Raw genomic sequence first — 25176 nt, forward strand, 5'->3', positions numbered from 1 at the left:
TATCAGCCTCAGATCGCTCGGTGAGCCGCTTGGTTTCAGTCGGGCGAGATGGTATCTAGCGCCGATTGGCGTGGTTGACTGCCACTTCGTTGCGATGTGACTTCGGCGCAGCTGCCATATCGCGACGGGTGGTCGTCGGCTGTACGCCGTCCTGGTAGATCGTCGGCTGAGCGCGCGTATTGGCCATCCGCGATTCACCGACAGCCGGTGCGCGATCGCGTTGTTCTGACGTGTGGTCGATACGGGTTGTATCCGACTGCACGTGCGTTTGGTAATTGCCGGGCTGCACAGCGGCCTGCGCACTCGTGGCGAGGCCAACGCTGATGATGCCGGCGATGAGCGTGGAAAAGATCAGTTGCTTGTTCATCATTAACCTTCCGGTATTAGACTTTCGTCGTATGCATATATAGTGACACCCAATCGGATAAGTTCAAGCGATTGCCATAAACTAAATATGAATCGGTTCCATAGCGTCGTGCGATGGACCATGTCCCATTAAGAGACAGCCACCGGACACCCAGGGCCTGTTGCCACAACTCGGCTATCACGGCTTGATTTCATGGTTCCGCGCCGGCATCTACGGAATATTGGTTGTTTACAGACAGGCGTTATGACGCGTTACACCAAAGATCAGGACACGATCTCTCGTCTATCCGCCGAGCAGTATCGAGTCACTCAGGAAAACGGCACCGAGCGGCCCGGCACCGGTTCTTATCTGGATAACAAGCAGGCCGGCATCTATGTGGATATCGTCTCGGGCGAGCCGCTGTTCGCCTCGAGTGACAAGTACGAGTCCGGCTGTGGCTGGCCGAGTTTCACCAAACCGATCGAGCCGGCCCACGTCGCCGAGCTGAGCGATTCATCGCTTGGCATGACGCGCACCGAAGTACGCTCGACCCACGGCGACAGCCACCTGGGCCATGTCTTTCCTGACGGCCCGGCTGATCGCGGCGGCTTGCGCTACTGCATCAACTCGGCCTCGCTGCGCTTCGTGGCCAAGGATGATATGCAGGCCGAGGGCTACGGCGACTATATCGATCAAGTGGAGGACGTATGAGCGAACAACGCGCGATTCTGGCCGGCGGCTGCTTCTGGGGCATGCAGGATCTGATCCGCAAGCAGGACGGCGTACTGGCCACCCGCGTGGGTTATTCCGGTGGCACGATGAAGCACCCGTGCTATCGCGATCACGGCCATCATGCCGAGGCCATCGAGATCGTCTACGACGATGCCCGCATGAGCTATCGGCGTCTGCTGGAATTCTTTTTCCAGATTCATGACCCAACGACGAAGAACCGACAAGGCAACGACCGGGGCGAGTCGTATCGCTCGGCGATCTATTATCTAAGCGATGACCAGAAAGCCGTGGCTAAGGAGACGATCGCCGACGTCGAGGCCTCCGGGCTTTGGCCGGGCAAGGTCGTGACCGAGGTGGCCCCGGCCGGCGAGTTCTGGGAAGCCGAGGATTATCACCAGGATTATCTGGAGCGCATCCCGCACGGCTACACCTGTCATTTCCCGCGCAAGGATTGGGTGCTGCCCCGGCGTACCGAAAACGCCTGATCGGTAATTGATGGCGAACACGAAAAAGCCGGCGTCCAGGCGCCGGCTTTTTTGATGCTGCTGTCAGACCAGACCTACTCAGCCATCGCTTTCTTTAACGCCGCGAGTGCCTGGGTCTTGCCATCGGCGGTGGTCACGCCGTCGAGCCACTGAGCCACCCGGTCCATATGACCGGTAATCCAGCGGCGCGCCACGTCGTCGGCCGATTGCTTGTCGTAGCCATAGTCGTAGATCCACTGGCTCTGAATCTTGGACGGCACGATCATCTGCTCCAGAAACCGCGTGGCGTTGGGATTGGCTTTGGCATAGGCCGGGTTGATGGCTGTCCACACCGACGAGCCGCCGCCCCATATCTCTTTCGGATCCTCGAGATAACGCAAGTCATACTTGATGTTCATCCAGTGCGGTTTCCAGCCCAGAAACACGATCCAGCGCTTGTCGTCGATCGCCCGGCCGGCCTCGGCCAGCATCGCGGCGGTACTGGAAGCTCGCAAATCCCAATCGCCCAGGTCATAGACATTGTCGTCGATGGCGTTCTGAACGATCTGATTGCCATCGTTGCCGGCCTCGATACCATAGATCCGGTGATCGAACCTCTCGGCCCGGGCATTCAGATCACCGATGCTGTGAATCCCGGCGTCCCAGACATAACCCGGCACGACGAGATCGTACTGGGCATCGGGCACGTTCTTGACCAGCAGATCGATCTTGCCGGCATCCACCAGCGGCTGCACCGTGGATTTCTGGGTCGGCATCCAGATGCCCAGATCGGCATCGATATCCCCGCGGACCACGCCCTGGAGCGCGATCGTCCAGCTGGCGTTGGTCAAATCAGTCTCGTAACCGATCGCCTCCAACACGGTCTGGGCGACCGTGGTCTTGACCGTTACGCCGGGCCACGGCGCCGAGGCAAAACGCACGGTTTGCGTGCTGTCGGCCCCCGTCTGCGCCTGGGCCGGGCCGGCCGCAAGGCCCAACGCCAGAACCGCCACGCCAGCTGTAACCATCAAGCTGCGTCGTAATTGATTGAACATATCGTCTCCCCCGTAAATCAATGGTTGGCACCCCGCGCCAACGCGGCGCTGGTATGAAACCTCAACACGCCCTAAATCATACGCAAGGTCGATCGCGTTTGGCGCGCATCATGCATCGACATGAGCGTTGGCAACACGCTGGCTTACGAGCGCATCTGGCGTCATAGCTTCAACCCGCATGACACATGAATATCGTAAAAGCCGGCGCCGTCGGCCGTGTTCTTGTATGCCCTGGGCTTGCCACCCACGCCGCTGGCACTGGTGCTGCACTTCGGCGTGGGCTTTGTCGGCGCGGCCGTGCTCTATCTGCTGTTCGGGCGCGGCATCAATCCGCTCAACGGCATTGGCCTGGCACTGGTGCAATGGCTGTTGTTGATGGTCGTGGCCGGCCCGAGCATTGGCCTGGGCTTTTTCGGTTTCGGCGCCCCGGGCCACGCACTATCGGCCGAGGCCCCGTTGCTTCTCGGCCAGACCATCAAATATCTCGTGCTCACATTCGTGCTGCACGTCATCTACGGCGGCCTCAACGGCACCTTGATTGCCCGCTGGCTTGGCGCGGCCTGCTAACCAGGGCACACACCGGCGTAGTGGTCGGCGATCGCCCCGGCGGTGGTCAACCAGATATCGTCTCGATGCGCGGCGATATGGCTCAGCGCGCGTCGCAGGCTGCGAATGCGAAACGGCTGGCCCATGATGTAGGGATGCAGCGCGATGCCCATGACCAGCGATTGGCGCTTCGATTGCGCCAGCATTTCATCGAATTGATCGACGATACGTGCCTCGAATTCACGATGATCGCCGCGGTGCGGCACGATCGCCGGGATATCGTTGATCTCCTGCGGATAAGGCACTGACAGGATCGAGCCATTGCCACGGGTGGCCATCCACACCGGCTGGTCGTCATGGGCCCAATCCATGTGATAGACAAAGCCGGCCTCGGCCAGCAGGTCCGGGGTGCGCGCGCTCTGGGCGATCCACGGCCCCAGCCAACCCACCGGCCGCTCGCCGAACACATCCAGCAAGTGATCGCGTGATTCAGCGATGAGCGCGGCCTCGCCGGCCTCGTCGAACTCGTTCTGGGATTCGCTATTGGTGCGGCCGTGGGCGATCAACTCACTCGACAGCCGCGCGCGATAGGCCTGGATCAGTTCCGGGCAGTAATCGGCGATCGTGGAATTGACGATCAGCCCGACCGGAAACCCGAGTGACTCGAACATCTCCAGCATGCGCCAGGCCCCCACGCGGTTGCCGTAATCGCGCCAGGCATAGTTGAGCACGTCCGGCTCGTGCCGGCCGGGCACCAGCGCGGGGCCATAACCGTGGCCGAAGTGGAAATGCTCGAAGTTCAGGCCGATGTGTACGGCCAGGCGCTTGCCCTCGGGCCATTCGAAATCGGGCCGCTCCGTGATCGGGCGATAGGGATAACGATGATGATGATCCAGTTCGAGTGTCATGACTGGGGTCTACAGGTGTTTACTGTTCAGTCTATTCGATAGGATCGAGACAACGAAGCGATCGATTGGGGGATCGACAATGCGCCGTACTTGGCATGGTCTACACGGGCTATTCTGGATAACGCTTGCGCTCGTTGTCTCTGCCCAGGCCCGGGCTGCCCCGCCACCCGAAGTCGCGCTGGCCGACGTCTACGACGAAAGCCTGGATGTCTCGAAATACTGGGTGTCCGAGAAATACGACGGGGTCCGGGGCTACTGGGACGGCGACACGATGCGCACCCGCGCCGGCACGGTGATCGATCTGCCGGCCTGGTTCACCGCGGGCTGGCCCGAGCGGGCACTCGACGGTGAGTTGTGGGCCGGACGCGGGCACTTTTCGATCGCCTCGGCGATCGTACGTACCGCCGAGCCGGATGATGCGGCCTGGCGTGACGTGAGTTATCAGGTTTTCGATCTGCCCGAGCACACAGGCGACTTTACTGCCCGCCAGATAGCGCTCGCGCGTCTGATCACGCGTATCGACCAGCCGTGGGTACGCCACGTGAAGCAGACACGGGTGGGCGATAAGCAAGCGCTCATGGCGCGTCTGGATCGTATCGTGGCCCGGGGCGGCGAAGGGCTGATTCTGCGCCGCGCCGATCGGGGCTATGTCGCCGGCCGGCATGCGGGGCTGATCAAACTCAAGCCTTTCCAAGACGCTGAAGCCATGGTCGTTGGCATCAACCCGGGCAGCGGCCGGCTGGCCGGGTTGATGGGCTCTCTCGATGTCAGAACACCCGGCGGGCGTACGTTTGCCATCGGCACGGGCTTCACCGACGACCAGCGCGCCGACCCGCCGGCCATCGGCGACTGGATCACCTACGGCTTCAGTGGCCGTACGGCCACGGGCCTGCCCCGGTTCGCACGATTTCTGCACCGACGCCCGGGCGGCCCGCCGCCAGAGGTCAGCGACGCTGACTAGATCTGTATCTCGAAGCCCTCGAACTGCGGCGGGCCCAGATACATCTCGCGCGAGCCGCCAGCCCCGGCGTGTGCCTTGCGAAACGCCTCGGACTGGGTCCAGGCCGTGAACGCATCCTTGGATTCCCAGGTGGTGTGGGAAACGAAAAGCGTGTGCTCATCGGTGGTCGGGCCCTGGAGCATATTGAACTGCTTGAAACCGGGCACGCCGTCCAGATGCGAATCCCGATTGCGCCAGACCTCTAGAAACTCGGCCTCGTGGCCAGGGCGGATACGGAACCGATTCATGGCGATATACATACAGCGATAGCGGGTTTGAGAATCACGCGGTCAGTGTAACGGAGGCGCATCGGAACCGGTTCCACCGTACAATACGCGCCCCGGTCCTGTGCGAGGGCTTGCTAGAGGGTTCGACGTGCTGCTTCGTATTCTCGAGATCATCGTGCCGGTGTTCGGCGTTATTGCTGTCGGCTTCGTCTATGGCCGGCTGCGAGCCCCGGACGTGCGCGAGGCCAACGCGCTCAACATCACGATCTTCACGCCGGCACTGATCTTCTATGCGCTGACCGAGGAGGCAGGCGGGCGCCTGCCGCTGGGCATGGCCGCGTTCGCAGCCGCCATCGTGGTTTTTGGTGCCGGGGCCGTGGGCCTGGCCTGGGCTCGTCTGACAAAACGACGGGCCGCGGTCTATGTGCCACCGCTGATGTTTCCCAACTGCGGCAATCTGGGCCTGCCGCTCGCCCACCTGGCCTTCGGCGCCGAGGGTCTGGCCCTGATGGTCGTGCTCATGGTGGTGGAAAACACCTTGCAGTTCACATTGGGGCTATGGATTCTGGGCGAACGCATGTCGCCCAAGCGCCTGGCGACCAACCCGATGATTCTGGCCACCGTGGCCGGCCTTGTCTGCATGATGGCCGGCTGGCATGCGCCCGACATGATCCAGCCCGCCATCAAGATGCTGGGCGAGGTATCCATTCCATTGATGCTCGTCGCACTCGGCGTGCGCCTGTCCGCCGGGGCCAAGGGCCAGTGGCAAGCGGGGCTGGTCGGCGGACTGGCCGCACCGATCGCCGGCCTGGTCATCGCCTTGCCCTTCGTCTGGCTGGTTGAACCCGCGCCCACGCTGACGGCACTCATCATCATCTTCGGCGTCATGCCGCCAGCGGTGCTCAACTACATGCTGGCCGAGCAATACGATGTCGACCCGCCCCAGGTCGCCGCCATCGTGGCGGTGGGCCACGTCATCGCTCTTGTGACGATTCCGCTGACCTTGGGATTCGTTCTTTAAGGGCTGTTGGTCCGCAAATGAACGCGAATTACCGCGAATGGCGAATTGGGTTGTTGGCGCTATAGGCTTGAGGCGCCGCTGCCTTTTTTGGCTTCGTTCTTTAAGGCTATCCGCAGATGGACACAGATTACGCAGATGGCGGATAGCGTCGGGTGGTGTTGATCACTCAAGGCGCCACGATTTTAAGGGCTGCGGTCCTTGGAGACAGTCCGCTAATGGGCGCGAATAAGCGCGAATGGCGGGCTGGTTCGTTGGCGCTATCCGCTCGGGGCGTTGCTGCTTTTTCTCGGCTTCGTTCTTTAAGGCTATCCGCAGATAGACGCCGATTGCGCAGATGTGGGCTTGGTGGGCCGTTTGGATTACCGGCTAGATGCATGGCCGAATATTCAGGGCAGGCGCTTTTCCCTAAATCGTGTTCAAAGAACAAAGAACAAAGAACAAAGACAGCAGGATTGGCGGCGCCCGAATCGGTCAACACCATTTTTAATCGACCGCCAATCTGCGTAATCGGTGAAATCTGCGGATAACTCCACAAGGAAGACAGCCATCAAAAGGCGTGGCGCCCGGAGCCACAAACGCTGCCGAGTCCTATCCGCCATCATCTGCGTCTTCGGCGTCCATCTGCGGATAGCCTTAAAGAACGAAGCCCCGAGAGCAGTGGCGCCCCGGCCACTAACCGCCCCAGAAACAGCCCGCCATTTGCGCTTATTCGCGTCCATTTGCGGACTGACTTCAAGAAACAAAGCCTATGAATTGCGCGCGTGGATCAGGGTCCAGTAGCCGAAGGCGTTGACGTTCTGGGTATCGATGACTTCGAGATCAGCCATGGCCAGAAAATCGTCCAGCGGGAAGGAGGGACGAAAGCCCACGAGCTTGGACAGTGGCGAAGCCAGACGTTCGAGCTTGGCCATGGGGCCTTTCTGGCTGAAGTGGTTGACGATGAACAGCTCGCCGCCCGGCTTGCAGACGCGCTTCATTTCATCGACCACTTTCTTCGGGTCGGGTGCAACCGATACCACGTACATAGCAACGACTTTATCGAAGCTGTCGTCCGGGTAATCAACGGCTTGAGCGTCCATTTCGGTAAGCGTGATGCGACTGCGCTGTTCCTCGCTCAAACGCTCGCGCGCGTGCTCAAGCATGTCCGGCGACACGTCGATGCCAACGACTTCCACGCCTTCGGCGTATTGCGTCAGCGACAGCCCGGTGCCAACACCGACCTCGAGCACTCGATCGCCGGCCTGACAGCCCATCTTTTCGATCGCGACTTGGCGTCCCTGCTCGAACACCGGACCGAAGAATCGATCGTAGGTGCCAGACAGGCGGCGATAGGCAGTGACGACTGAACGTTCATCCATGAGACGTACCGGAAGCAGGCTAGAACGGTGCAGCGCGAAAGGATACGCCGAACCGTCGTGTCTTACAAAAACGGCCGCACCGTGATGCGACACGGTGCGGCCGTCAGGACACGCCTTGCGATGGTTATGCCTTGTCGCGCATCCAGTTGATCAGGCCACCGGCCAGAAGAATCTCGATCTGGCGCGACGACAGCGCATGCTTGCACGCGATCCTGCCCCCGTCCTCGGTCTCGACCTTGATATCCGTGCCGGCTTCCAGCGCCTCATGCAGGCCACTAACACGCAGCTTGGCACCCTGCTTGAGCTGGTCGTGATCGTCCGCGTTGTCGAACGTCAGCGGCAGGATTCCAAAGTTGACCAGGTTCTGCCAGTGGATACGGGCATAGTCCTTGGCGATGACCACTCGTAGACCGAGATAGCGCGGGGCAATCGCCGCATGCTCTCGCGAGCTGCCCTGGCCGTAATTGGAACCGCCGATGATTGCGTGATCGCCGGTGTCCTTGGCCCGATCCGGATATTCGGCATCCACGCCGTCGTAGACGAACTTGGCGATCTCGGGAATGTTGGATCGAAACGGCAGCACTTCGGCACCGGCACGCATGATCTCGTCGGTCGAGATATCGTCGCCGACCTTGAGCAGCACCGGCAGATCAAATTCATCCGGCAAGCCTTCGAAGTCCGGCAGCGAGGCAATGTTCGGCCCTTTGACCAGCTCGACCTTGCGCGCTTTCTCGATATCCAGCGGCGGCTCGAGCATGTCTTCGTTGACGATGGGATCGTCCGGATTGCTGACCTTGGGATAATCAAAGTCCAGCGTGCGTGGGTCGGTGATTTTTCCCATCAGCGCGCTGGCCACGGCCGTTTCCGGCGAACAGAGAAAGACCGAATCCTCTTTCGTGCCCGAACGGCCCGGGAAGTTGCGCGGCGTGGTGCGCAGGCTGTTGCGCCCGTGTGCCGGGGCCTGGCCCATGCCGATACAGCCGTTGCAGCCGGCCTGGTGAATACGCGCGCCCGAGCCGATCAACACACCCAAGCGGTCATCGCGTGCCAGCGTCTGGAGCATCGCCCGCGAGGACGGGTTCACGTCGAACGAGACATGCTTGGAGGCCGTGCGGCCGCGCATCATCTCGGCCGCCACGGCGAAATCACGATAGCCGGGGTTGGCCGACGAGCCGATATACGCCTGGTAGAGCTCGTCGCCGGCGACCTCTTCGACCGGCACCACGTTGCCCGGCGAGGTGGGCTTGGCAATCAGGGGCACGAGCGTGGACAGATCGATCTCGTCGTGCTCGTCGTATTCACAGCCTTCGTCGGCGACCAGTTCTTCGTATTCGTCGCCGCGATCCTGAGACTTGAGAAAGCGCTGGATCTCGTCATCAGCGGGAAAGACCGTGGTGGTCGCGCCCAGCTCAGCGCCCATGTTGGCGATGACGTGCCGATCCATGGCTTCGAGCTCGGCCAGGCCCGGGCCGTAGTATTCGATGACCTTGCCCACGCCGCCGGACACGCCGTGCCGACGCAGCATTTCCAGCACCACGTCCTTGGCCGAAACCCAATCAGGCAGCTTGCCCGTGAGCTTGATACCAAAGACCTTGGGCATCTTGGTGTAGAGCGGCTCGCCGGCCATGGCCAGGGCCACTTCCAGCCCGCCGGCGCCGATGGCCAGCATGCCCATCGAGCCCGCGGCCGGCGTGTGGCTGTCCGAGCCCAGCAGCGTCTTGCCCGGCCGACCGAAGCGCTCCATATGCACGGCATGGGAAATACCGTTGCCCGGGCGCGAGTAGTACACGCCGAAGCGCTCGCAGGCCGACTGCAGGAACAGATGATCGTCCGGGTTCTTGTGGTCTTCCTGAATCAGGTTGTGATCGACGTATTGGGCCGATATTTCGGTCTTCACACGATCGAGCTTCATCGCCTCCAGCTCGAGCATGACCAGTGTGCCCGTCGCATCCTGGGTCAGTGTCTGATCGATTTTCAGCGCGATCTCTTTGCCCGGGGTCATCTCCCCGTCCACGAGATGCGATTCGATTAGCTTTTGTGCAACGTTCTGGGCCATAGCCGACTCCTCATGAGCGATTGCCTCACTCTAGCCTGTCGGCCGGCCGATTAGAAAGCACCGCAACATGGCTTGCGCGCTGATTGCGAATCACTCGCATCTGCCACGTCGAAATACCGCACGGTGGCAACAAACATTCGCCAGTCGCCCCTGAATTGGGCTATTTTTGCTTCGCACGATACGAGGATTCAGGAGGCGACCGGCCTGGCTATTTCCTTGTAGAATACAGCCACCGCCTTGGCAATCGTCTGCATCCGCAGCCCGTGCGTCGCGTAGGATAGACAGAGTTATGGAACCCGCTGTGCAACACACCGTCGTGATCTGGCCGCTGATTCTCTTCTTGGTGGCAGCGCTTGGCCTAGTCACCGTCATGCTGGGCCTGTCCTATGTACTGGGCGGACGCCACGACAATCGTTTGGGCAACCAGCCCTACGAGTCGGGCATCAAGCCCACCGGCAGCGCACGCACCAAGTTCTCGGCGAAGTTCTATCTGGTTGCGATCATCTTCGTGTTGTTCGATCTGGAAATCGTGTTCATTTTCTCCTGGGCCATCTCAGCACGCGATCTGGGCTGGGTCGGCTACGAGGCGTTTCTAACGTTCTTGTTCGATCTGACGCTGGGCTTTGCCTATGCCTGGAAGATCGGCGCCCTGGACTGGTCGCCACGCGCGCCCCGCCAGCTGCGCCTGGACGCGATCGAATCCAACCAGCAGCGTAATCTGCCCAGCGAGCAGACTTCGTAATCCTCATTTGCATCAAACGGTAGCAAGCCATGGCTTGGTCTCTTACCAGCGCTGACAAGAATCCCACACCCGGCTCGGGCACGCCCGGCGATGATGGCGGTACCATCGAGGATGCGATGGCCCGTAACGTCGTCACGGCAAAGCTGGACGACATGATCGCCTGGGGGCGCAAGAACTCGCTCTGGCCGTTCAACTTCGGCCTCTCGTGCTGTTACGTGGAAATGGCCACCGCCCTGACCGCCCCGCACGACATGGCGCGCTTTGGCTCGGAGGTTATCCGTGCCACACCGCGTCAGTCGGACGTGATGATCGTGGCCGGCACCTGTTTTCTGAAAATGGCCCCGGTAATCCAGCGGCTCTATGAGCAGATGATGGAACCCCGCTGGGTGATTTCGATGGGCTCCTGTGCCAATTCGGGCGGCATGTATGACATCTATTCCGTCGTGCAGGGCGTGGACAAATTCATCCCGGTGGATGTCTATGTCTCGGGCTGCCCACCGCGGCCCGAGGCGTTCCTGGAAGGTCTTTTGCTGTTACAGGAATCGATTTCATCGGAGAAACGCCCGCTGTCCTGGATGATCGGGCCGCAGGGCGTGACCCGGGCGCCGAAGCTGTCGCAGCGTGACACCAAGCGCACCGAGCGCCTGTCGGCCACGACCCTGCGCTCGCCCGACGAGGTCTGATCACATGCTCGACACCACGCATATTCAGGAGCAGCTGTTCGAGCGCTTCGGCCGGGATCATTTCACGATTCAGATCACCGCCGACGGTATTCCCACACTCTGGGTCGGCCGCGACGAGATCATCGAGGTGCTTCGCTATCTACGGGCCGAGTCGACGCCGGCCTATCGGATGCTCTATGACCTGACGGCCATCGACGAGCGCGCGCGTCACAACCGCCCCGGCCAGCCGGATTCCGACTTCACGGTGGTCTATCACCTATTGTCGTTGAAGCCGGTCGCCGAGGTGCGCCTGAAAGTCGCCCTGCTCGAGGATGACCTGCATCTGCCGACCGCGACGACCGTCTGGCCCAACGCCAACTGGTACGAGCGCGAAGTCTGGGACATGTTCGGCATCGTCTTCGACGGGCACCCGAACCTGCGGCGCATCATCATGCCGCCCACCTGGCAGGGGCATCCGCTGCGCAAGGATCACTCGGCCCGTGCGACCGAGTTCGAGCCGCTGCATCTGGACCCCAAGCGTCAGGACATCGAGGAAGACGCGCTGCAGTTCAAGCCCGAGGACTGGGGCATGGAGCGCGCCTCCGAGGATAACGAGTTCATGTTCCTCAACATGGGCCCGAACCACCCCTCGGTCCACGGTGTGTTTCGTATCGTGCTGCAGCTCGACGGCGAAGAGATCGTGGGCGCGGTGCCGGATATCGGTTATCACCATCGCGGTGCCGAGAAGATGGCCGAGCGCCAGTCCTGGCATACCTATATTCCGTATACCGACCGGGTGGATTATCTGGGCGGCGTGATGAACGAGCTGCCTTATGTGATGAACATCGAAAGCGTCATGGGCATCGAGGTGCCCGAGCGCGTGAAGTGCGTCCGCGTGATGCTCTCGGAGTTCTTCCGTATCACCAGCCACCTGATGTTCTTTGGCACCTACGTCCAGGATATCGGGGCGATGAGCCCGATCTTCTGGATGTTCTCGGATCGTCAGAAAGCCTACGACGTGATCGAGGCCATCACCGGTTTCCGTATGCATCCGGCATTCTTCCGGATCGGCGGCCTGTCGATGGATCTGCCGAAGGGCTGGGACCGGCTGGTCGGCGAGTTCCTGGACTGGTTCCCGGATCGGCTCACCGAGTACAAGAAAGCCATGGCGCGCAACGCCGTGCTGGTCGAACGCTCCAAGCATATCGGCGCCTATTCCCAAGACGAGGCACTGGACTGGGGCATCACCGGCCCGGGCCTTCGCGCGACCGGCTATGATTTCGACCTGCGTCGCGACCGGCCGTATTCCGGCTACGAGAACTACGACTTCGAGGTGCCGCTGGGCAAGAACGGCGACTGCATGGACCGGCTCGATGTCCGTATCGAGGAAATGTTCCAGAGCTGTCGGATCATTCGTCAGTGCATGGAAAACATGCCCGAAGGCCCGTACAAGTCGGACCATCACCTGACCACGCCCCCGGTCAAGGAACGCACGATGCACGACATCGAGACCTTGATCGCGCACTTCCTGACAGTGAGCTGGGGCCCGGTCATTCCGGCGATGGAGTCGTGCACGATGGTTGAGGCCACCAAGGGCCTGAACAGCTATTACTCCATTTCGGACAAGAACACGATGAGCTATCGCACGCGTATCCGTACGCCGAGCTTTGCCCATCTCCAACAGATTCCGTTGATCTCCCAGGGCGGCCTCGTGGCCGATCTCGTGGCGATCATCGGCTCGATCGATTTTGTTATGGCGGACGTGGATCGATGATAGAACTCAGCCAAACCGAGATCGAGCACATCCAGCACGAGATGACGCTCTACGAAGACCCGGGTGCCGCCACGATCGAGGCACTCAAGATCGTGCAGGAGCATCGCGGCTGGGTGTCCGACGAAGCCATGGAAGCCGCGGCCAAGGTCGTGGGCGTCACCCCCACCCAGATGGAGGCCGTGGCCACCTTCTACAACCTGATCTTCCGCCAGCCCGTGGGCCGGCACGTGATCATGTTGTGTGACTCGATCTCCTGTTATCTCGTGGGCTATGAACAGGTCCGCGATCATTTGAAGACCACGCTCGGCATCGATTTCGGCGGCACGACCGAAGACGGTCGTTTCACCCTGCTGCCGATCTGTTGTCTCGGCGACTGCGACCGCGGCCCGGCCATGCGCGTCGGCGAGGTCTATCACGATCAGCTGACCCCGGAACGCGTCGACGCCATTCTGGCGGAGTATCCGTAATGGAACAGACCAAAGTACTCACCCAGCGTATCCGTGACGACCGTGCCCCGGTCTGGATCGATGACTATATCAACGAGGGCGGCTACGAGGCGCTGAATAAAGCGCTGTCCGACTACGGTCCGACCGAAGTCGGCCCGCTGATCAAGGAAGCCGGCCTGCGCGGACGTGGCGGCGCCGGTTTTCCGACCGGCGTGAAATGGTCGTTCATGCCGCGCTTTGAAGACCGGCCCGACGAGCGCCCCAAGCATGTCTATCTCGTGGTCAACGCCGACGAGATGGAGCCCGGCACGTTCAAGGATCGCATGATCATGGAGGGCGATCCGCACCAGCTGATCGAGGGCATGATCATCGCGGCCTATGCCATCGGCGCGGACATGGCGTACGTCTTCATCCGCGGCGAGTACGTCGAGTGCCAGAAAAACCTGCAACGGGCCATCGACGAGGCCCACGCCAAGGGCTATCTGGGCGACGACATCCTGGGCTCGGGCTTCAACCTGAAGATCTACCTCCACATGAGCGCCGGGCGCTATATCTGTGGTGAGGAATCGGCCCTGCTGTCCGCGCTGGAAGGCCGTCGTGCCGTGCCGCGCCACAAGCCGCCCTTCCCGGCGGCCTCGGGCCTGTTCGGCCAGCCGACGACGGTCAACAACGTCGAGACCATCTGTAACGTCCCGCATATCGTGAAAAACGGGGTCGAATGGTACAAATCGTTGGGGCACAACAAGGACGGCGGCACCAAGATCTTCGGTGCCTCCGGCCATGTCGCCAAGCCCGGTTTGGCCGAGTTCGGCCTGGGCGTAAAACTCGGCGACGTGCTCGAACACTTCGGCGGTATCCGCAACGGGCGCAAGCTCAAGGGCCTGTTGCCCGGCGGCGGCTCCACGCCGTTCCTGACGCCCGAGCACCTGGATACGCCGATGGACTACGACGGCGTGGGCGCGGCCGGTTCGCGCCTCGGCACGGCCACGATGATCGTTTTTGATGATCAGACGCCCATCGTTGGTGTCTTGAAGAACCTCGAGCATTTCTATGCCCAGGAATCCTGTGGTTGGTGCACGCCCTGTCGCGACGGGCTGCCGTGGGTCGAGAAGATGCTCATCGGCCTGGAAGAAGGCCGTGGCCAGCCGGGCGACATCGAGCTTCTGGATCTGCACGTCAAACTGCTCGGCCCGGGCAAGACGTTCTGTGCCCATGCGCCGGGCGCGATGGGCCCGCTCGAGGCCGGCCTCAAGTATTACCGCGACGAGCTTTCGGCGTTGATTCCTGACGATGCGACCACGCTGTCGCTGACCCAGGCCGCCAACGCCAACCCTCTTTAACCAGCACACGGTTTAGCCATGGCACATATCACGATCGACGGCCGCGAATACGACGTCGACGATACGGAAAACCTGCTGGCCGTGGCCCTGTCCAAGGGCTTCGACCTGCCCTATTTCTGCTGGCACCCCGAGCTGCACAGCGTCGGCGCCTGTCGTCAGTGCGCGGTCAAGTCCTACCGCAACGACGAGGACGAGAAAGGCATGGTCGTCATGGCCTGCATGACGCCCTGCTCGGACGGCGGCCGTTTCGAGATCGATGATGAAGAGGCCGCCGAGATGCGCGCTCAGGTCATCGAATGGCTCATGACCAACCACCCGCATGACTGCCCGGTCTGCGAGGAAGGCGGCGAGTGTCATCTGCAGGACATGACGCTGATGACCGGCCACACCCAGCGGCGCTATCGCGGCGCCAAGCGCACGCATACCAACCAGGATCTGGGCCCGTTCATCAATCACGAGATGAATCGTTGCATCGCCTGTTATCGCTGTGTGCGCTATTACCGCGACTATGCCGACGGCGACGATCTGCGCGCGCTGGGCTCGCATAACAACGTCTATTTCGGGCGTGAGCGCGACGGCGCCTTTGACAACGAGTTCTCGGGCAACCTGGTCGAGGTCTGCCCGACCGGCGTGTTCACCGACAAGACGCTGGGTGCCCACTACAACCGCAAATGGGACATGCAGAATGCGCCCGGCATCTGTACCCATTGCTCGCTGGGCTGCAACACGAGCCCGGGCTCGCGCCAGGGCGTGTTGAAGCGTATCCAGAATCGTTTCCACGGCGAGATCAACCACTACTTCCTGTGTGATCGCGGCCGCTTCGGTGCCGGCTTCGTCAATCGTGACGACCGCCCGCGCCAGCCGTTGGTTCGTAACGCCGACGGCGTCCTCGAGCCGCGCGACATGGATGCCATGCGCGCCACCATGGAAGAAGTGCTGGCGGCCACCACCGGCATGATCGGTGTCGGCTCGCCGCGGGCCTCGCTGGAAGACAATTACGCCTTGCGTAATCTCGTCGGCGCGGATTTCTTCACCACCGGCATGTCGGCCCACGATCAGGCTGCGAGCCTGGCGGGCAAGGCTGCGCTCGAGGCACACGCCGAGCGCATCGCCACGCTGCGCGAAGTCGAATCCTGTGATGCCGTGCTGGTGCTGGGCGAAGACGTCACCCAGACCGCGCCACGCGTAGCGCTGTCGCTGCGCCAGGCCCGACGCAACCGCCACCTGGAGTTGGCCGCCCAGAACAAGATCCCGAAATGGCACGCTCGCGCGGTGCGCGATATTGGCCAGTACAACAACTCGCCGATCTTCTCCGCGACCACCCAGGCCACGCGCCTGGACGATATCGTCATCGAGCCGCAGCGCCTGCGCCCGGACGGCATCGCCGAGCTCGGCTTTGCCATCGCCCATGCGCTGGATAACACCGCACCCGCGGTCAAACAGCTCGACGACGATACACAAGCCCTGGTCGATTCCATCGCAGCCACCCTCAAGGGCGCGAAGAAGCCGTTGATCGTGGCCGGCACCAGCCTGGGTGACCCGGCGATCGTGCATGCGGCCAACAACGCCATGAAGGCCCTGGCCGCGGCCAACGCCGAAGCACGGCTGTTCGTGACCTTTGCCGAGGCCAATAGCCTGGGCCTGGCCATGATGGATGCGCCCGATATCGAGCAGGCCTTCACCGCTATCGAGAACGGCACCGCCGACACGCTCGTGGTGATGCAGAACTGTCTGTATGAGCGCGCGCCCAAGGCCCGCGTGGACGCCGTGGTCAAGAAGGCCAAAAACGTCATCGTTATGGATCACTCGCTCAACCGCACGGTAGGCGAGGCAGCCACCCACGTGTTGCCGGCCGGCAGCTTTGCCGAGGCCGATGGCACGCTCGTCAACAACGAGGGCCGTGCCCAGCGTTTCTTCCAGGTCTTCATTCCCGATGCGCCGATGCAGGAAGGATGGCGCTGGGCCGCCGACCTGGCGGATGTCGCCGGGCGTGATCCCGAATGGGCCGGCATGGATGACATCATCGATGCCATCGTGGCTGATTACCCGGCCCTGGCCGGCATCAAGGACGCGGCACCCAGCCAGTCGTTTCGCAAGTTCGGCATGCGTTTTCCGCGTAGCCCGCACCGGTATGCCGCGCGCACCGCACTCTATGCCAACGTGAATGTACGCGAGCGCCGGCCCACGGTGGATGCCGACAGTCCGCTGTCATACTCCATGGAAGGCTATTACGGCGAGGGCCAGCCGCCCTCCACGCTGGCTTTCGCCTGGAGCCCGGGCTGGGACTCCAACCAGGCCGCCATCACCCGCTTCCAGGACGAGGTCGGTGGCCATCTGAAAGGCGGCGACCCGGGGACCCGGCTGATCACGCCGGGCACCGACACCGCCTTCGCGCCGGCCGACGTTACCCGCGTCGACGGCTGGCAGGCGGTGCCGATGTATCATATCTTCGGCAGCGAATCGCAGTCGGCCCGGGCCGAGGCGATCGCCGAGCGCATGCCCGAACCGGTCTTTCGGGTAAACGCCGAGGGCGCCAAGACGCTGGGCATCACGCCGGGCAATGACCTGTCACTGACCATCGACGGTGAGACGCATGCGTTTCCCCTGGACGTCGACCCGTCCCTGCCCGATCAGACCATCGCCGTGCCGGTCGGCATGCACGGCGTGTGTGGTGTGCGCCTGCCCGTGGGAGTCGAGCCGAAATGATGGAATTCACGCAAGCCGAAGCCCTGGGCGTGCTGGCCACGGTGGCCAAGACCCTGATCATCCTGGTCGGGGCGGTATTGATGGCCGCGCTCATGATTCCCATCGAGCGGCGTCTGCTGGGGCTTTGGCAGGACCGCTACGGCCCCAACCGCGTGGGCCCGTTCGGTTCGCTGCAGGTCGTGGCGGACATGGTCAAGATCTTCTTCAAGGAAGACTGGATCCCGCCGTTCGCCGATAAGGCCGTGTTTGTGGTGGCCCCGGCCATCATCATGGTCACGTCGTTGCTGGCCTTCGCGGTGATTCCCTTCACCCCGACCTGGACCGTGGCTAATCTCAACGTCGGCGTGTTGTTCCTGCTGGCCATGAGCTCGTTGGGTGTCTATTCGGTGATCTTTGCCGGCTGGGCCTCGGACAACAAGTACGCGCTCATCGGTGCCATGCGTACCGCGGCCCAGATGATCTCTTACGAGGTCTTCATGGGCCTGTCGCTGCTGGGTGTCGTGCTGCTGGCCGGCAGCTTCAATCTGGGCGATATCATTGAATCCCAGCGCGGCATGTGGAACGTCATTCCGCAGTTTCCGGCCTTCGTGATCTTCTTCATCGCCGGCTGCGCCGAAATTCACCGGGCGCCGTTTGATCTGCCCGAAGCCGAACAGGAGCTGACCGCCGGTTATCACACCGAATACTCGGGCATGAAGTTCGGCATGTTCTTCGTGGGCGAGTACCTGGGCATCGTGCTGATCTCATGCCTGGTCACCGTATTGTTCTTCGGTGGCTGGCTCGGGCCGTGGCTGCCTGGCTTCGTGTGGTTCTTCCTCAAGGCCTTCACGTTCATGTGCTTTTTCGTGCTGTTGCGTGCCTCGACGGTGCGCCCGCGCTACGACCAGCTCATGGCCTTCGGCTGGAAGATCCTCTTGCCGATCGCGATCGTGAACGTGGCCATCACGGGTGCCATTGTGGTGGCCACCAGCTAAATCGTCTGTCGCACGGGCCACGACGGCCCGTGCTGTCTTCATCGTCTTGCACCTGAGTCGTTTATGAAAAACGCCGCACAGACCGCCTTTTCTGCCACGTCGAGCGTGCTGCGCACGATCGGCATGACGTTCATGCACTCTTTCCGCAAGCGCGAAACCGTGCTTTATCCGGAAGAAAAACCGTATCTGCCGCCGCGCTATCGCGGGCGTATCGTGCTCACGCGTGATCCGGACGGCGCCGAACGCTGCGTGGCCTGCAATCTGTGCTCGGTGTCCTGCCCGGTGGACTGCATCTCCGTGGTCAAGGCCGAGGACGAAACCGGGCGCTGGTATCCCGAGACGTTCCGGATCAATTTCTCGCGTTGTATCTACTGTGGCTTCTGCGAGGATGCCTGCCCGACCTACGCGATCCAGCTGACCCCGGATTTCGAGATGGGCGAGTTCGATCGTCAGAACATGGTCTACGAGAAATCAGACCTGACGATCGCCGGTGTCGGTAAACGGCCGGGCTATAACTTCTACCGCGTGGCCGGCATGGCCGTCGGCGGCAAGGACAAGGGCGAGGCCGAGAACGAGGCCAAGCCGGTCAATATCAAGACATTGTTGCCGTAAGGGGGCCGAAGTGGAATTCACGTTCTTTGCCGCAGGCATCGTGGCACTCGCGACCACCGCACGTGTGATCACCTGTGCCAATCCGGTGCATGCGTTGCTGTATCTGATCACCTCGATGCTGGCACTGGCGATCGATTTCTATGCCCTCGGTGCAGCGTTTGCTGCCGTGCTTGAGGTCGTGGTCTATGCCGGTGCGATCATGGTGTTGTTCGTGTTCGTGGTGATGATGCTCAACCTGAACAACGAAACCGTGGCACGTGAGAAAAGCTGGCTGCGCCCGCAGCTGTGGGCCGGGCCGGCCGCGGCGGCCGGACTCTTGCTGCTGGCGCTGCTCTGGGCGCTGATCTTCGGCGGCATCGAATACGGCGGCATCACCGGCGAGGAACTGGCCGCGCGCGAAGTGGGCATGAATCTGTTCGGCCCCTATGTCCTCGTGGTCGAGCTGGCGGCCTTCTTACTGCTGGCCGCCCTCGTGGTCGCCGCCCACATCGGGCGTGACGATACCGATCAGGTCAGCGATGCCGCCGCCCGCGGCGAGCGTGTCACGACCAACGTGAGAGAGTCGCGATGAACGAACTATCCATGGTCTACGGCATGGGACTGGCCGCACTGCTGTTCCTGCTCGGTTTTATCGGCGTGGTCATTCGCCGCAACACGTTGTTCGTGTTGATGTGTCTGGAAATCATGATCAATGCGGCCGGTCTTGCGTTCATCGTGGCCGGTGCCCGCTGGTCGAGCCCGGACGGCAACACCATGTTCATTCTGATCATCGCGGTCGCCGCGGCCGAGGCCGCCATCGGGCTGGGCCTGCTGCTACAGCTGCAGAAGCGTTTCCGCACCATCGACATAGACGCCGCGAGTGAGATGCACGGATGAGCCTCCTAGTATTCACACTGATCTTCCCGCTGCTCGGCGCCATCACGCTGAGTCTGTTCCCGCGCATGAGCTATGGCGCGGCCCGTACCATCGGTACGGCCTCGGTGGGCCTGGCGGCCTTCACCACCGCGCTGGTCGCGATCTTCTGGAGTGCCGCCGGCGGCTTCCCCTTCATCCAGACGCTCTGGCAATGGATCGATGCCGGTGATTTCCAGGTCAACTTCAGCCTGTATCTGGACGGCCTGTCACTGACCATGCTCGGCGTGATCACGGGCGTGGGGTTTCTGATCCATCTGTTCGCGGCCTGGTACATGGTTCACGATCTGGAAGGCAAACCCGGCATGGCCCGGTTCTTCGCCTACATGAACCTGTTCATCGTGGCCATGCTGCTGCTGGTGCTGGGCGATAACCTGCTCCTGCTCTATCTGGGCTGGGAAGGCGTCGGTCTGTGCAGTTATCTGCTGATCGGCTACTACTACGAAACCCCGGCCAACGCCTGGGCGGCCTTCAAGGCGTTCATCATCACCCGTATCGGCGACGTGTTCCTGGCTATCGGCCTGTTCCTGCTGTACGTGGTTTTCGGCACGTTGAACATCCAGGCTATCCTGCATGCCGCACCGAGCGTGCTGGCCCAGGGCGGCACCCTGGCCAACGTGGCCGCCCTCATGGTGCTCTTGGGCGCCTGTGGCAAGTCGGCCCAGCTGCCATTACAGACCTGGCTGGCCGACGCCATGGCCGGCCCGACGCCGGTCTCTGCCTTGATCCACGCGGCCACCATGGTCACGGCGGGCGTGTATCTCATCGCCCGGACCTATGGCCTGTTCCTGATGGCCCCGGCCGTGCACGAGCTGGTGGGTATCATCGGCGTGGTCACGCTGGTCATCGCCGGCTTTGCAGCCCTCGCCCAGACCGATATCAAGCGGGCGATCGCCTACTCGACCATGAGCCAGATCGGCTATATGTTCCTGGCACTGGGCGTGGGCGCCTGGCAGGCCGCGATCTTCCACCTGATGATCCATGCCTTCTTCAAGTCGCTGCTGTTCTTGACCGCCGGCTCGGTGATCATCGCCTGCCATCACGAACAGAACATCTTCAAGATGGGCGGCCTGCGCAAGAAGCTGCCCTTTGACTATGCGATGTTCGTCATCGGCGGTGCCGCGCTTTCGGCTCTGCCGCTGGTTACCGCCGGCTTCTATTCCAAGGATGCGATCATCTGGGAAGCCGTGGCCAACGGGCATGGCTTCCTCTGGGCGTTTGCATTGTTCGGGGCGTTGATCACCTCGATCTATACCTTCCGTCTGATCTTCGTGGTCTTCCACGGCGAAGCCAAGACCGAGGCCCATGCCGGTCAGGGCCTGGCGCATCATCTGCCGCTGGCCGTGCTGGCCGTGCTGTCGACCTTCATCGGTGCCATGATCGCGTTGCCGCTGGACGACGTGCTGCCACACGACATGGCCGAGGCCAGCCACTGGGTCGAGCTGTTCTTCGAAATTCTGGCCGCCCTCGTGGCGCTGGCGGGCGTGGCCATTGCCGCGGTGTTGTTCCTGGGCAGCCGCAAGACGGTCGACACCGTGGTGGAAAGCCATCAGGGCCAGCGTGCCTGGCAGCTGTTCCACGGCGGCCTGGGCTTCGACACGCTCTATGATCGCGTGTTTGTGCGCCCCTTCCGCGCCACCGCCCGTGCCCATGAAAAACGCGACTGGATCGAGACCATCGTGAATATCGTGCCGGCGCTGACACGCGGCGCCAACACGGGGCTGGCCGCCGGCCAGTCGGGTCGCGTACGCGCCTATGCGATGATCATGTTCGCAGGTGCCGCGGTACTTCTCGCTCTGTTGATGTTCGGATAAGAAGGACGACCGATGCTCCTCTGTTGGCTATTATTCATTCCGTTCATCGGCGGCCTGGCCTGCTGGGCAACCAGCCGTGGCCGCGACAATGCCGGCCTGGCCCGCGTTATCGCGTTTCTGAGCATGGCCGCGGTCTTTGTGCCGGCGGTCGTGGTGTGGTTCACCGGCGATTTCTCGCTCTCGGGCGACCCGTCGATTGCCCCGGCCTGGCAATACGAGATTGCCGCCGACTGGATCAGTCGCTTCGGCATCGAGTTCCATCTGGCGCTCGACGGGCTGTCGCTGGTCATGGTCATGCTGGCCAGCGTGCTGGGCATGCTGTCGGTGGTCGCCTCGGCTTCGACCGTGAAATCCTGTGTCGGTGTCTTCCACGCCAATCTGCTGTGGACGCTCGGCGGCGTGATCGGCATTTTCCTGGCGATCGATCTGTTCCTGTATTTCTTCTTCTGGGAACTGATGCTGATCCCGATGTATTTCCTCATCGCCCTGTGGGGGCATGAAGAAAACGATCGGTCGACCAACACGGCGGCCGCGGTCAAGTTCTTCATCTACACCCAGACGTCCGGTCTGGCCATGCTGGCCGCGATTCTGGGCCTGGTGTTCTTGCACTATGACCAGTCGGGCGTACTGACCTTCGACTACAACCAGCTGCTGACCACCGATACCTCGGGTGCGTTCGGCATGGTGCTCATGCTGGGCTTCTTTCTGGCCTTTGCCGTCAAACTACCGGCCGTGCCCTTCCACGGCTGGCTGGCCGATACCCAGGCCAACGCGCCCACCTCGGGTGCCGTGGATCTGTCGGGCATTCTCGTCAAGACCGCGGCCTATGGCCTGTTGCGTTTCGCCCTGCCGCTGTTTCCCGAAGCCTCGGCCAACTTTGCGCCGGTGGCAATGACACTGGGCCTGATCTCGATCTATTACGGCGCGGTCATGGCCTTCGCCCAGAACGACATCAAGCGCCTGATCTCGTATTCGAGCATCTCGCACATGGGCTTCGTGCTCGTGGGCCTGTATGCCGGCACGATGCTGGCCCTGCAGGGCGTGGTTCTGCAGGTACTGGCCTCGGCGGTCTCGACGGCCGCGCTGTTCATCCTGGCCGGCCAGCTCTATGAGCGCATGGGCACGCGTGACATGCGCGCGCTGGGCGGTCTGTTCGGGCGGCTGGGTGCGTTGCCCGGCTTCTCGCTGGTTTTCGTGGTTGCCTCGTTGGGCATGCCGGCTACCGGCAATTTCCTGGGTGAATTCCTGATCCTGTTCGGGGCGTTCGCCGCGCATCCCTGGTTCGTTGTCATCGCCGCCGGCGGGATGATTCTGGCGGCTGTCTATGCGCTGTACATGATGCACCGCGTGTACTGGGGCAACCCGGACGCCGGCGGCACCATCGCCACCATGCGCGTGCGTGAATACACGATGATGATGGCGCTGGTGCTGATCACGCTCATCCTGGGGCTGTTCCCGAACACGGTGCTGCACGTCACTCAGACGGTCACGCACGATATCTCTTCCTGGTTCGCCGCCGGCGTCATCGCCGCCGCCCAGACCAGTTAAGCCCAGCCAAGCGATAAGCCGACATGAACGATACCTGGTTCCAAATCCTGGGCGCGCTGCCGCCGCTTCTCGTTGCTCTTTCGGTCATCGGCCTGTTCGTGACGCTGTGTATCGCGCGTCACGAGCGCTTGGTCTATGCCATGACCGTGGGCGGGCTAAATCTGGCGCTGGTGGCCACCATCGCGCTGATCCCGCTGGGGCCGGTGGCCGTCACGCCGCTGTATATCGTGGATTTCTATACCCTGTTCTTCTGGGGTGTGATTCTGGTGGCCACGCTGGCCTGTGCGGCCTTCGCCATGCCTTATCTGTCGGGCTTCAATGACCGGCGTGAAGAATTCTATATTCTGCTGGCCACTTCGGCCCTGGGGGCCATGTCACTGGTGGCAGCGCGTCACTTCGGCTCGTTGTTCGTCGGCCTGGAAGCGTTGTCGATTCCGCTCTACGGCATGGTGGCCTATACGTTTCGTACCCGCGCCTCGCTGGAGGCCGGCTTCAAGTACATGATCCTGTCGGGCGTGGCGTCTGCATTCCTGTTGTTCGGCATGGCGCTGCTGTACGGCGCGACCGGATCGTTGGCCTTCACCAATCTGATTCCGGCCGGCGGCTACGACGCCGATGCCGGGCCGTGGATGCTCATGGGCATCGGCATGATGCTGGTCGCCCTGACCTTCAAGCTCTCGCTCGTGCCGTTCCATGTCTGGACGCCGGACGTCTATGAAGGCGCGCCGGCCCCGGTGGCTACCTTCCTGGCTACGGTAAGCAAGACCGCGGTGTTCGCCCTGCTGCTGCGGCTGTTCGTCTCGGCCCCCATCACCGACAACGCCTGGCTGCTGACGCTGGTCGGAGTTCTGGCGTTAGCCTCCATGCTGATCGGCAACCTGCTGGCGCTGCGCCAGGACAACCTGAAGCGCCTGCTGGGCTATTCCTCGATCGCGCATCTGGGCTATCTGCTGACCACGCTGGTGGCCGGCGCCTCGCTCTCGATCGAAGCCGTGGCCGTGTATCTGGCCACCTATGTTGGCACCAGCCTGGGCGCTTTCGGCGTTGTGTCGCTGGTGTCCAGCCCGTTTGCCGGCAAGGACGCCGCCCATATCGATCACTTCCGCGGGCTGTACTACAAGCGCCCGGTGCTGGCGGTGTCGATGGCCATCATGATGCTCTCGTTGGCCGGTATTCCGCTGACGATGGGCTTCATCGGCAAGTTCTATATCCTGTCGGTCACCATGGCCTCGGGCCTGTGGTGGCTCACCGGTGGTGTGATCGTGGGCAGCGGCATCGCCCTGTTCTATTACTTGCGTGTCATGGCCATCCTGTTCATGGACCGCCCGGCCCATGCCCGTGAGCCGCAATTATCCGGCACCGGCGACAACTGGGCCCAGACCGTCGTCTGGCTCTTGGCCGCCGCCACGATCCTGATGGGCATCTACCCGGCCCCGCTGATCGACCTGGCAGCCGTGGCCGGCATCACGCTCGGCAGCTAGTTCTCTACCGCGTCGCCTTGAAACGCCCGCGATCGCGGGCGTTTTTGTTTGTGCTCCGCCAATGGACGCGAATAAGCGCGAATGGGGGTTGGGGTCAAGCCTGAAACCTGGGCGTCGTCGCTGTTTTTGATGGACGGCTTGATCTGAGAGATCGAAAGCGCTGCAGGGCGGCGTACCTACGCTGACCTTGGGCGATCGATGATTGCGCGCTATCGTTTTTGATGAACGCTAATACTGGTATCGACGAATACAAACTTTCTGTATTCGTAGCTTAAGGCAGATGAAACGTAGATGGCTCTCATAGAAACGACGCATCGAGCCGTCGTTACTCATGTAGCAACTTCAAACTTGAGGGGCAGATTCTTCAAACAGTGCCTATCGCGTATTTCATATTGGCGTCTACATCAAAGTGAGTCACTGCCGCAGTTGCGTGGTCAAATGTGTATTGCCGG

General features: G+C 61.9%; 24 protein-coding genes. 18 read left to right on the plus strand and 6 right to left on the minus strand.

Annotated features, from left to right (window positions below; all coding sequences use genetic code 11):
- Positions 1–55 precede the first annotated feature (55 nt).
- On the minus strand, positions 56–367 hold the full coding sequence (locus tag SAJA_RS04710) for a hypothetical protein (protein ID WP_123657514.1): 312 nt from the start codon (positions 365–367) through the stop codon (positions 56–58).
- Between the two features lie 243 nt (positions 368–610).
- Here SAJA_RS04710 and msrB point away from each other — a divergent pair, with 243 nt between their 5' ends.
- Both msrB and msrA read left to right on the plus strand, forming a co-directional pair.
- Positions 611–1057 (plus strand): peptide-methionine (R)-S-oxide reductase MsrB, encoded by a 447-nt coding sequence (msrB, locus tag SAJA_RS04715; RefSeq protein WP_123657515.1) that lies wholly within the window; start codon positions 611–613, stop codon positions 1055–1057.
- Positions 1054–1563 carry a peptide-methionine (S)-S-oxide reductase MsrA gene (gene msrA / locus SAJA_RS04720; protein WP_123657516.1) on the plus strand — a complete coding sequence of 170 codons (510 nt, stop codon included), beginning with the start codon at positions 1054–1056 and terminating at the stop codon, positions 1561–1563. Before msrB ends, msrA begins: the two co-directional genes overlap by 4 nt.
- A gap of 74 nt (positions 1564–1637) precedes the next feature.
- Here msrA and SAJA_RS04725 read toward each other — a convergent pair whose 3' ends face one another.
- Positions 1638–2597: an ABC transporter substrate-binding protein gene (locus SAJA_RS04725; RefSeq protein ID WP_123657517.1), complete on the minus strand. Its 960-nt coding sequence runs from the start codon at positions 2595–2597 to the stop codon at positions 1638–1640.
- 216 nt (positions 2598–2813) lie between these two features.
- Between SAJA_RS04725 and SAJA_RS04730 the strand changes: the two genes are divergently transcribed.
- Positions 2814–3164 (plus strand): hypothetical protein, encoded by a 351-nt coding sequence (locus SAJA_RS04730; RefSeq protein ID WP_123657518.1) that lies wholly within the window; start codon positions 2814–2816, stop codon positions 3162–3164.
- On the opposite strand, the gene SAJA_RS04735 is transcribed toward SAJA_RS04730, so the two are convergent.
- Positions 3161–4051, minus strand: a complete 891-nt coding sequence (locus tag SAJA_RS04735; RefSeq protein ID WP_123657519.1) for a polysaccharide deacetylase family protein — start codon at positions 4049–4051, stop codon at positions 3161–3163. The genes SAJA_RS04730 and SAJA_RS04735 overlap by 4 nt on opposite strands.
- A gap of 79 nt (positions 4052–4130) precedes the next feature.
- On the opposite strand from SAJA_RS04735, the gene SAJA_RS04740 reads away from it, so the two are divergent.
- Positions 4131–5012 (plus strand): DNA ligase, encoded by an 882-nt coding sequence (locus SAJA_RS04740; protein ID WP_123657520.1) that lies wholly within the window; start codon positions 4131–4133, stop codon positions 5010–5012.
- On the opposite strand, the gene hmuQ is transcribed toward SAJA_RS04740, so the two are convergent.
- A complete protein-coding gene (gene hmuQ, locus SAJA_RS04745; protein ID WP_123657521.1) occupies positions 5009–5311 on the minus strand; it encodes a heme-degrading protein HmuQ in 303 nt (100 codons plus the stop codon). The two genes, SAJA_RS04740 and hmuQ, sit on opposite strands and share 4 nt — an antisense overlap.
- A gap of 115 nt (positions 5312–5426) precedes the next feature.
- On the opposite strand from hmuQ, the gene SAJA_RS04750 reads away from it, so the two are divergent.
- Complete coding sequence (locus tag SAJA_RS04750) at positions 5427–6299, plus strand: AEC family transporter (protein ID WP_123657522.1); 873 nt, start codon at positions 5427–5429, stop codon at positions 6297–6299.
- A 746-nt stretch (positions 6300–7045) separates the two neighbouring features.
- Here the strand turns inward: SAJA_RS04750 and SAJA_RS04755 are convergent.
- Entirely contained in the window at positions 7046–7657 is a 612-nt protein-coding gene (locus SAJA_RS04755; protein WP_123657523.1) for a class I SAM-dependent methyltransferase, read from the minus strand.
- 124 nt (positions 7658–7781) lie between these two features.
- Positions 7782–9713 carry an aconitate hydratase gene (locus tag SAJA_RS04760; protein ID WP_123657524.1) on the minus strand — a complete coding sequence of 644 codons (1932 nt, stop codon included), beginning with the start codon at positions 9711–9713 and terminating at the stop codon, positions 7782–7784.
- 289 nt (positions 9714–10002) lie between these two features.
- Between SAJA_RS04760 and SAJA_RS04765 the strand changes: the two genes are divergently transcribed.
- The 13 genes from SAJA_RS04765 to nuoN all read left to right on the plus strand — a co-directional run bounded on the left by SAJA_RS04765 (position 10003) and on the right by nuoN (position 24724).
- A complete protein-coding gene (locus tag SAJA_RS04765) occupies positions 10003–10455 on the plus strand; it encodes an NADH-quinone oxidoreductase subunit A (RefSeq protein ID WP_123657525.1) in 453 nt (150 codons plus the stop codon).
- 29 nt (positions 10456–10484) lie between these two features.
- Entirely contained in the window at positions 10485–11138 is a 654-nt protein-coding gene (locus SAJA_RS04770) for an NADH-quinone oxidoreductase subunit B (protein ID WP_123657526.1), read from the plus strand.
- A 4-nt stretch (positions 11139–11142) separates the two neighbouring features.
- Positions 11143–12891: an NADH-quinone oxidoreductase subunit C/D gene (gene nuoC / locus SAJA_RS04775; RefSeq protein ID WP_123657527.1), complete on the plus strand. Its 1749-nt coding sequence runs from the start codon at positions 11143–11145 to the stop codon at positions 12889–12891.
- Complete coding sequence (gene nuoE / locus SAJA_RS04780) at positions 12888–13358, plus strand: NADH-quinone oxidoreductase subunit NuoE (RefSeq protein ID WP_123657528.1); 471 nt, start codon at positions 12888–12890, stop codon at positions 13356–13358. The genes nuoC and nuoE overlap by 4 nt, the downstream gene beginning before the upstream one ends.
- Positions 13358–14677 (plus strand): NADH-quinone oxidoreductase subunit NuoF, encoded by a 1320-nt coding sequence (gene nuoF, locus SAJA_RS04785; protein ID WP_123657529.1) that lies wholly within the window; start codon positions 13358–13360, stop codon positions 14675–14677. Before nuoE ends, nuoF begins: the two co-directional genes overlap by 1 nt.
- Before the next feature lie 18 nt (positions 14678–14695).
- Entirely contained in the window at positions 14696–17383 is a 2688-nt protein-coding gene (gene nuoG / locus SAJA_RS04790; RefSeq protein WP_123657530.1) for an NADH-quinone oxidoreductase subunit NuoG, read from the plus strand.
- Positions 17383–18357 (plus strand): NADH-quinone oxidoreductase subunit NuoH, encoded by a 975-nt coding sequence (gene nuoH / locus SAJA_RS04795; RefSeq protein WP_123657531.1) that lies wholly within the window; start codon positions 17383–17385, stop codon positions 18355–18357. The genes nuoG and nuoH overlap by 1 nt, the downstream gene beginning before the upstream one ends.
- A gap of 63 nt (positions 18358–18420) precedes the next feature.
- Positions 18421–18969 (plus strand): NADH-quinone oxidoreductase subunit NuoI, encoded by a 549-nt coding sequence (gene nuoI / locus SAJA_RS04800; protein WP_123657532.1) that lies wholly within the window; start codon positions 18421–18423, stop codon positions 18967–18969.
- Between the two features lie 10 nt (positions 18970–18979).
- Positions 18980–19540 carry an NADH-quinone oxidoreductase subunit J gene (gene nuoJ / locus SAJA_RS04805; protein WP_123657533.1) on the plus strand — a complete coding sequence of 187 codons (561 nt, stop codon included), beginning with the start codon at positions 18980–18982 and terminating at the stop codon, positions 19538–19540.
- Positions 19537–19845, plus strand: a complete 309-nt coding sequence (nuoK, locus tag SAJA_RS04810; RefSeq protein WP_123657534.1) for an NADH-quinone oxidoreductase subunit NuoK — start codon at positions 19537–19539, stop codon at positions 19843–19845. The genes nuoJ and nuoK overlap by 4 nt, the downstream gene beginning before the upstream one ends.
- Positions 19842–21695, plus strand: a complete 1854-nt coding sequence (gene nuoL / locus SAJA_RS04815; RefSeq protein ID WP_123657535.1) for an NADH-quinone oxidoreductase subunit L — start codon at positions 19842–19844, stop codon at positions 21693–21695. The genes nuoK and nuoL overlap by 4 nt, the downstream gene beginning before the upstream one ends.
- 12 nt (positions 21696–21707) lie before the next feature.
- Positions 21708–23243, plus strand: coding sequence for an NADH-quinone oxidoreductase subunit M (gene nuoM / locus SAJA_RS04820; protein WP_123657536.1), 1536 nt, complete (start codon positions 21708–21710; stop codon positions 23241–23243).
- A gap of 23 nt (positions 23244–23266) precedes the next feature.
- Positions 23267–24724 carry an NADH-quinone oxidoreductase subunit NuoN gene (gene nuoN / locus SAJA_RS04825; protein ID WP_123657537.1) on the plus strand — a complete coding sequence of 486 codons (1458 nt, stop codon included), beginning with the start codon at positions 23267–23269 and terminating at the stop codon, positions 24722–24724.
- Positions 24725–25176: the final 452 nt, after the last annotated feature.

The sequence above is a fragment of the Salinisphaera japonica YTM-1 genome, from assembly GCF_003788585.1.
Classification (GTDB): domain Bacteria; phylum Pseudomonadota; class Gammaproteobacteria; order Nevskiales; family Salinisphaeraceae; genus Salinisphaera; species Salinisphaera japonica.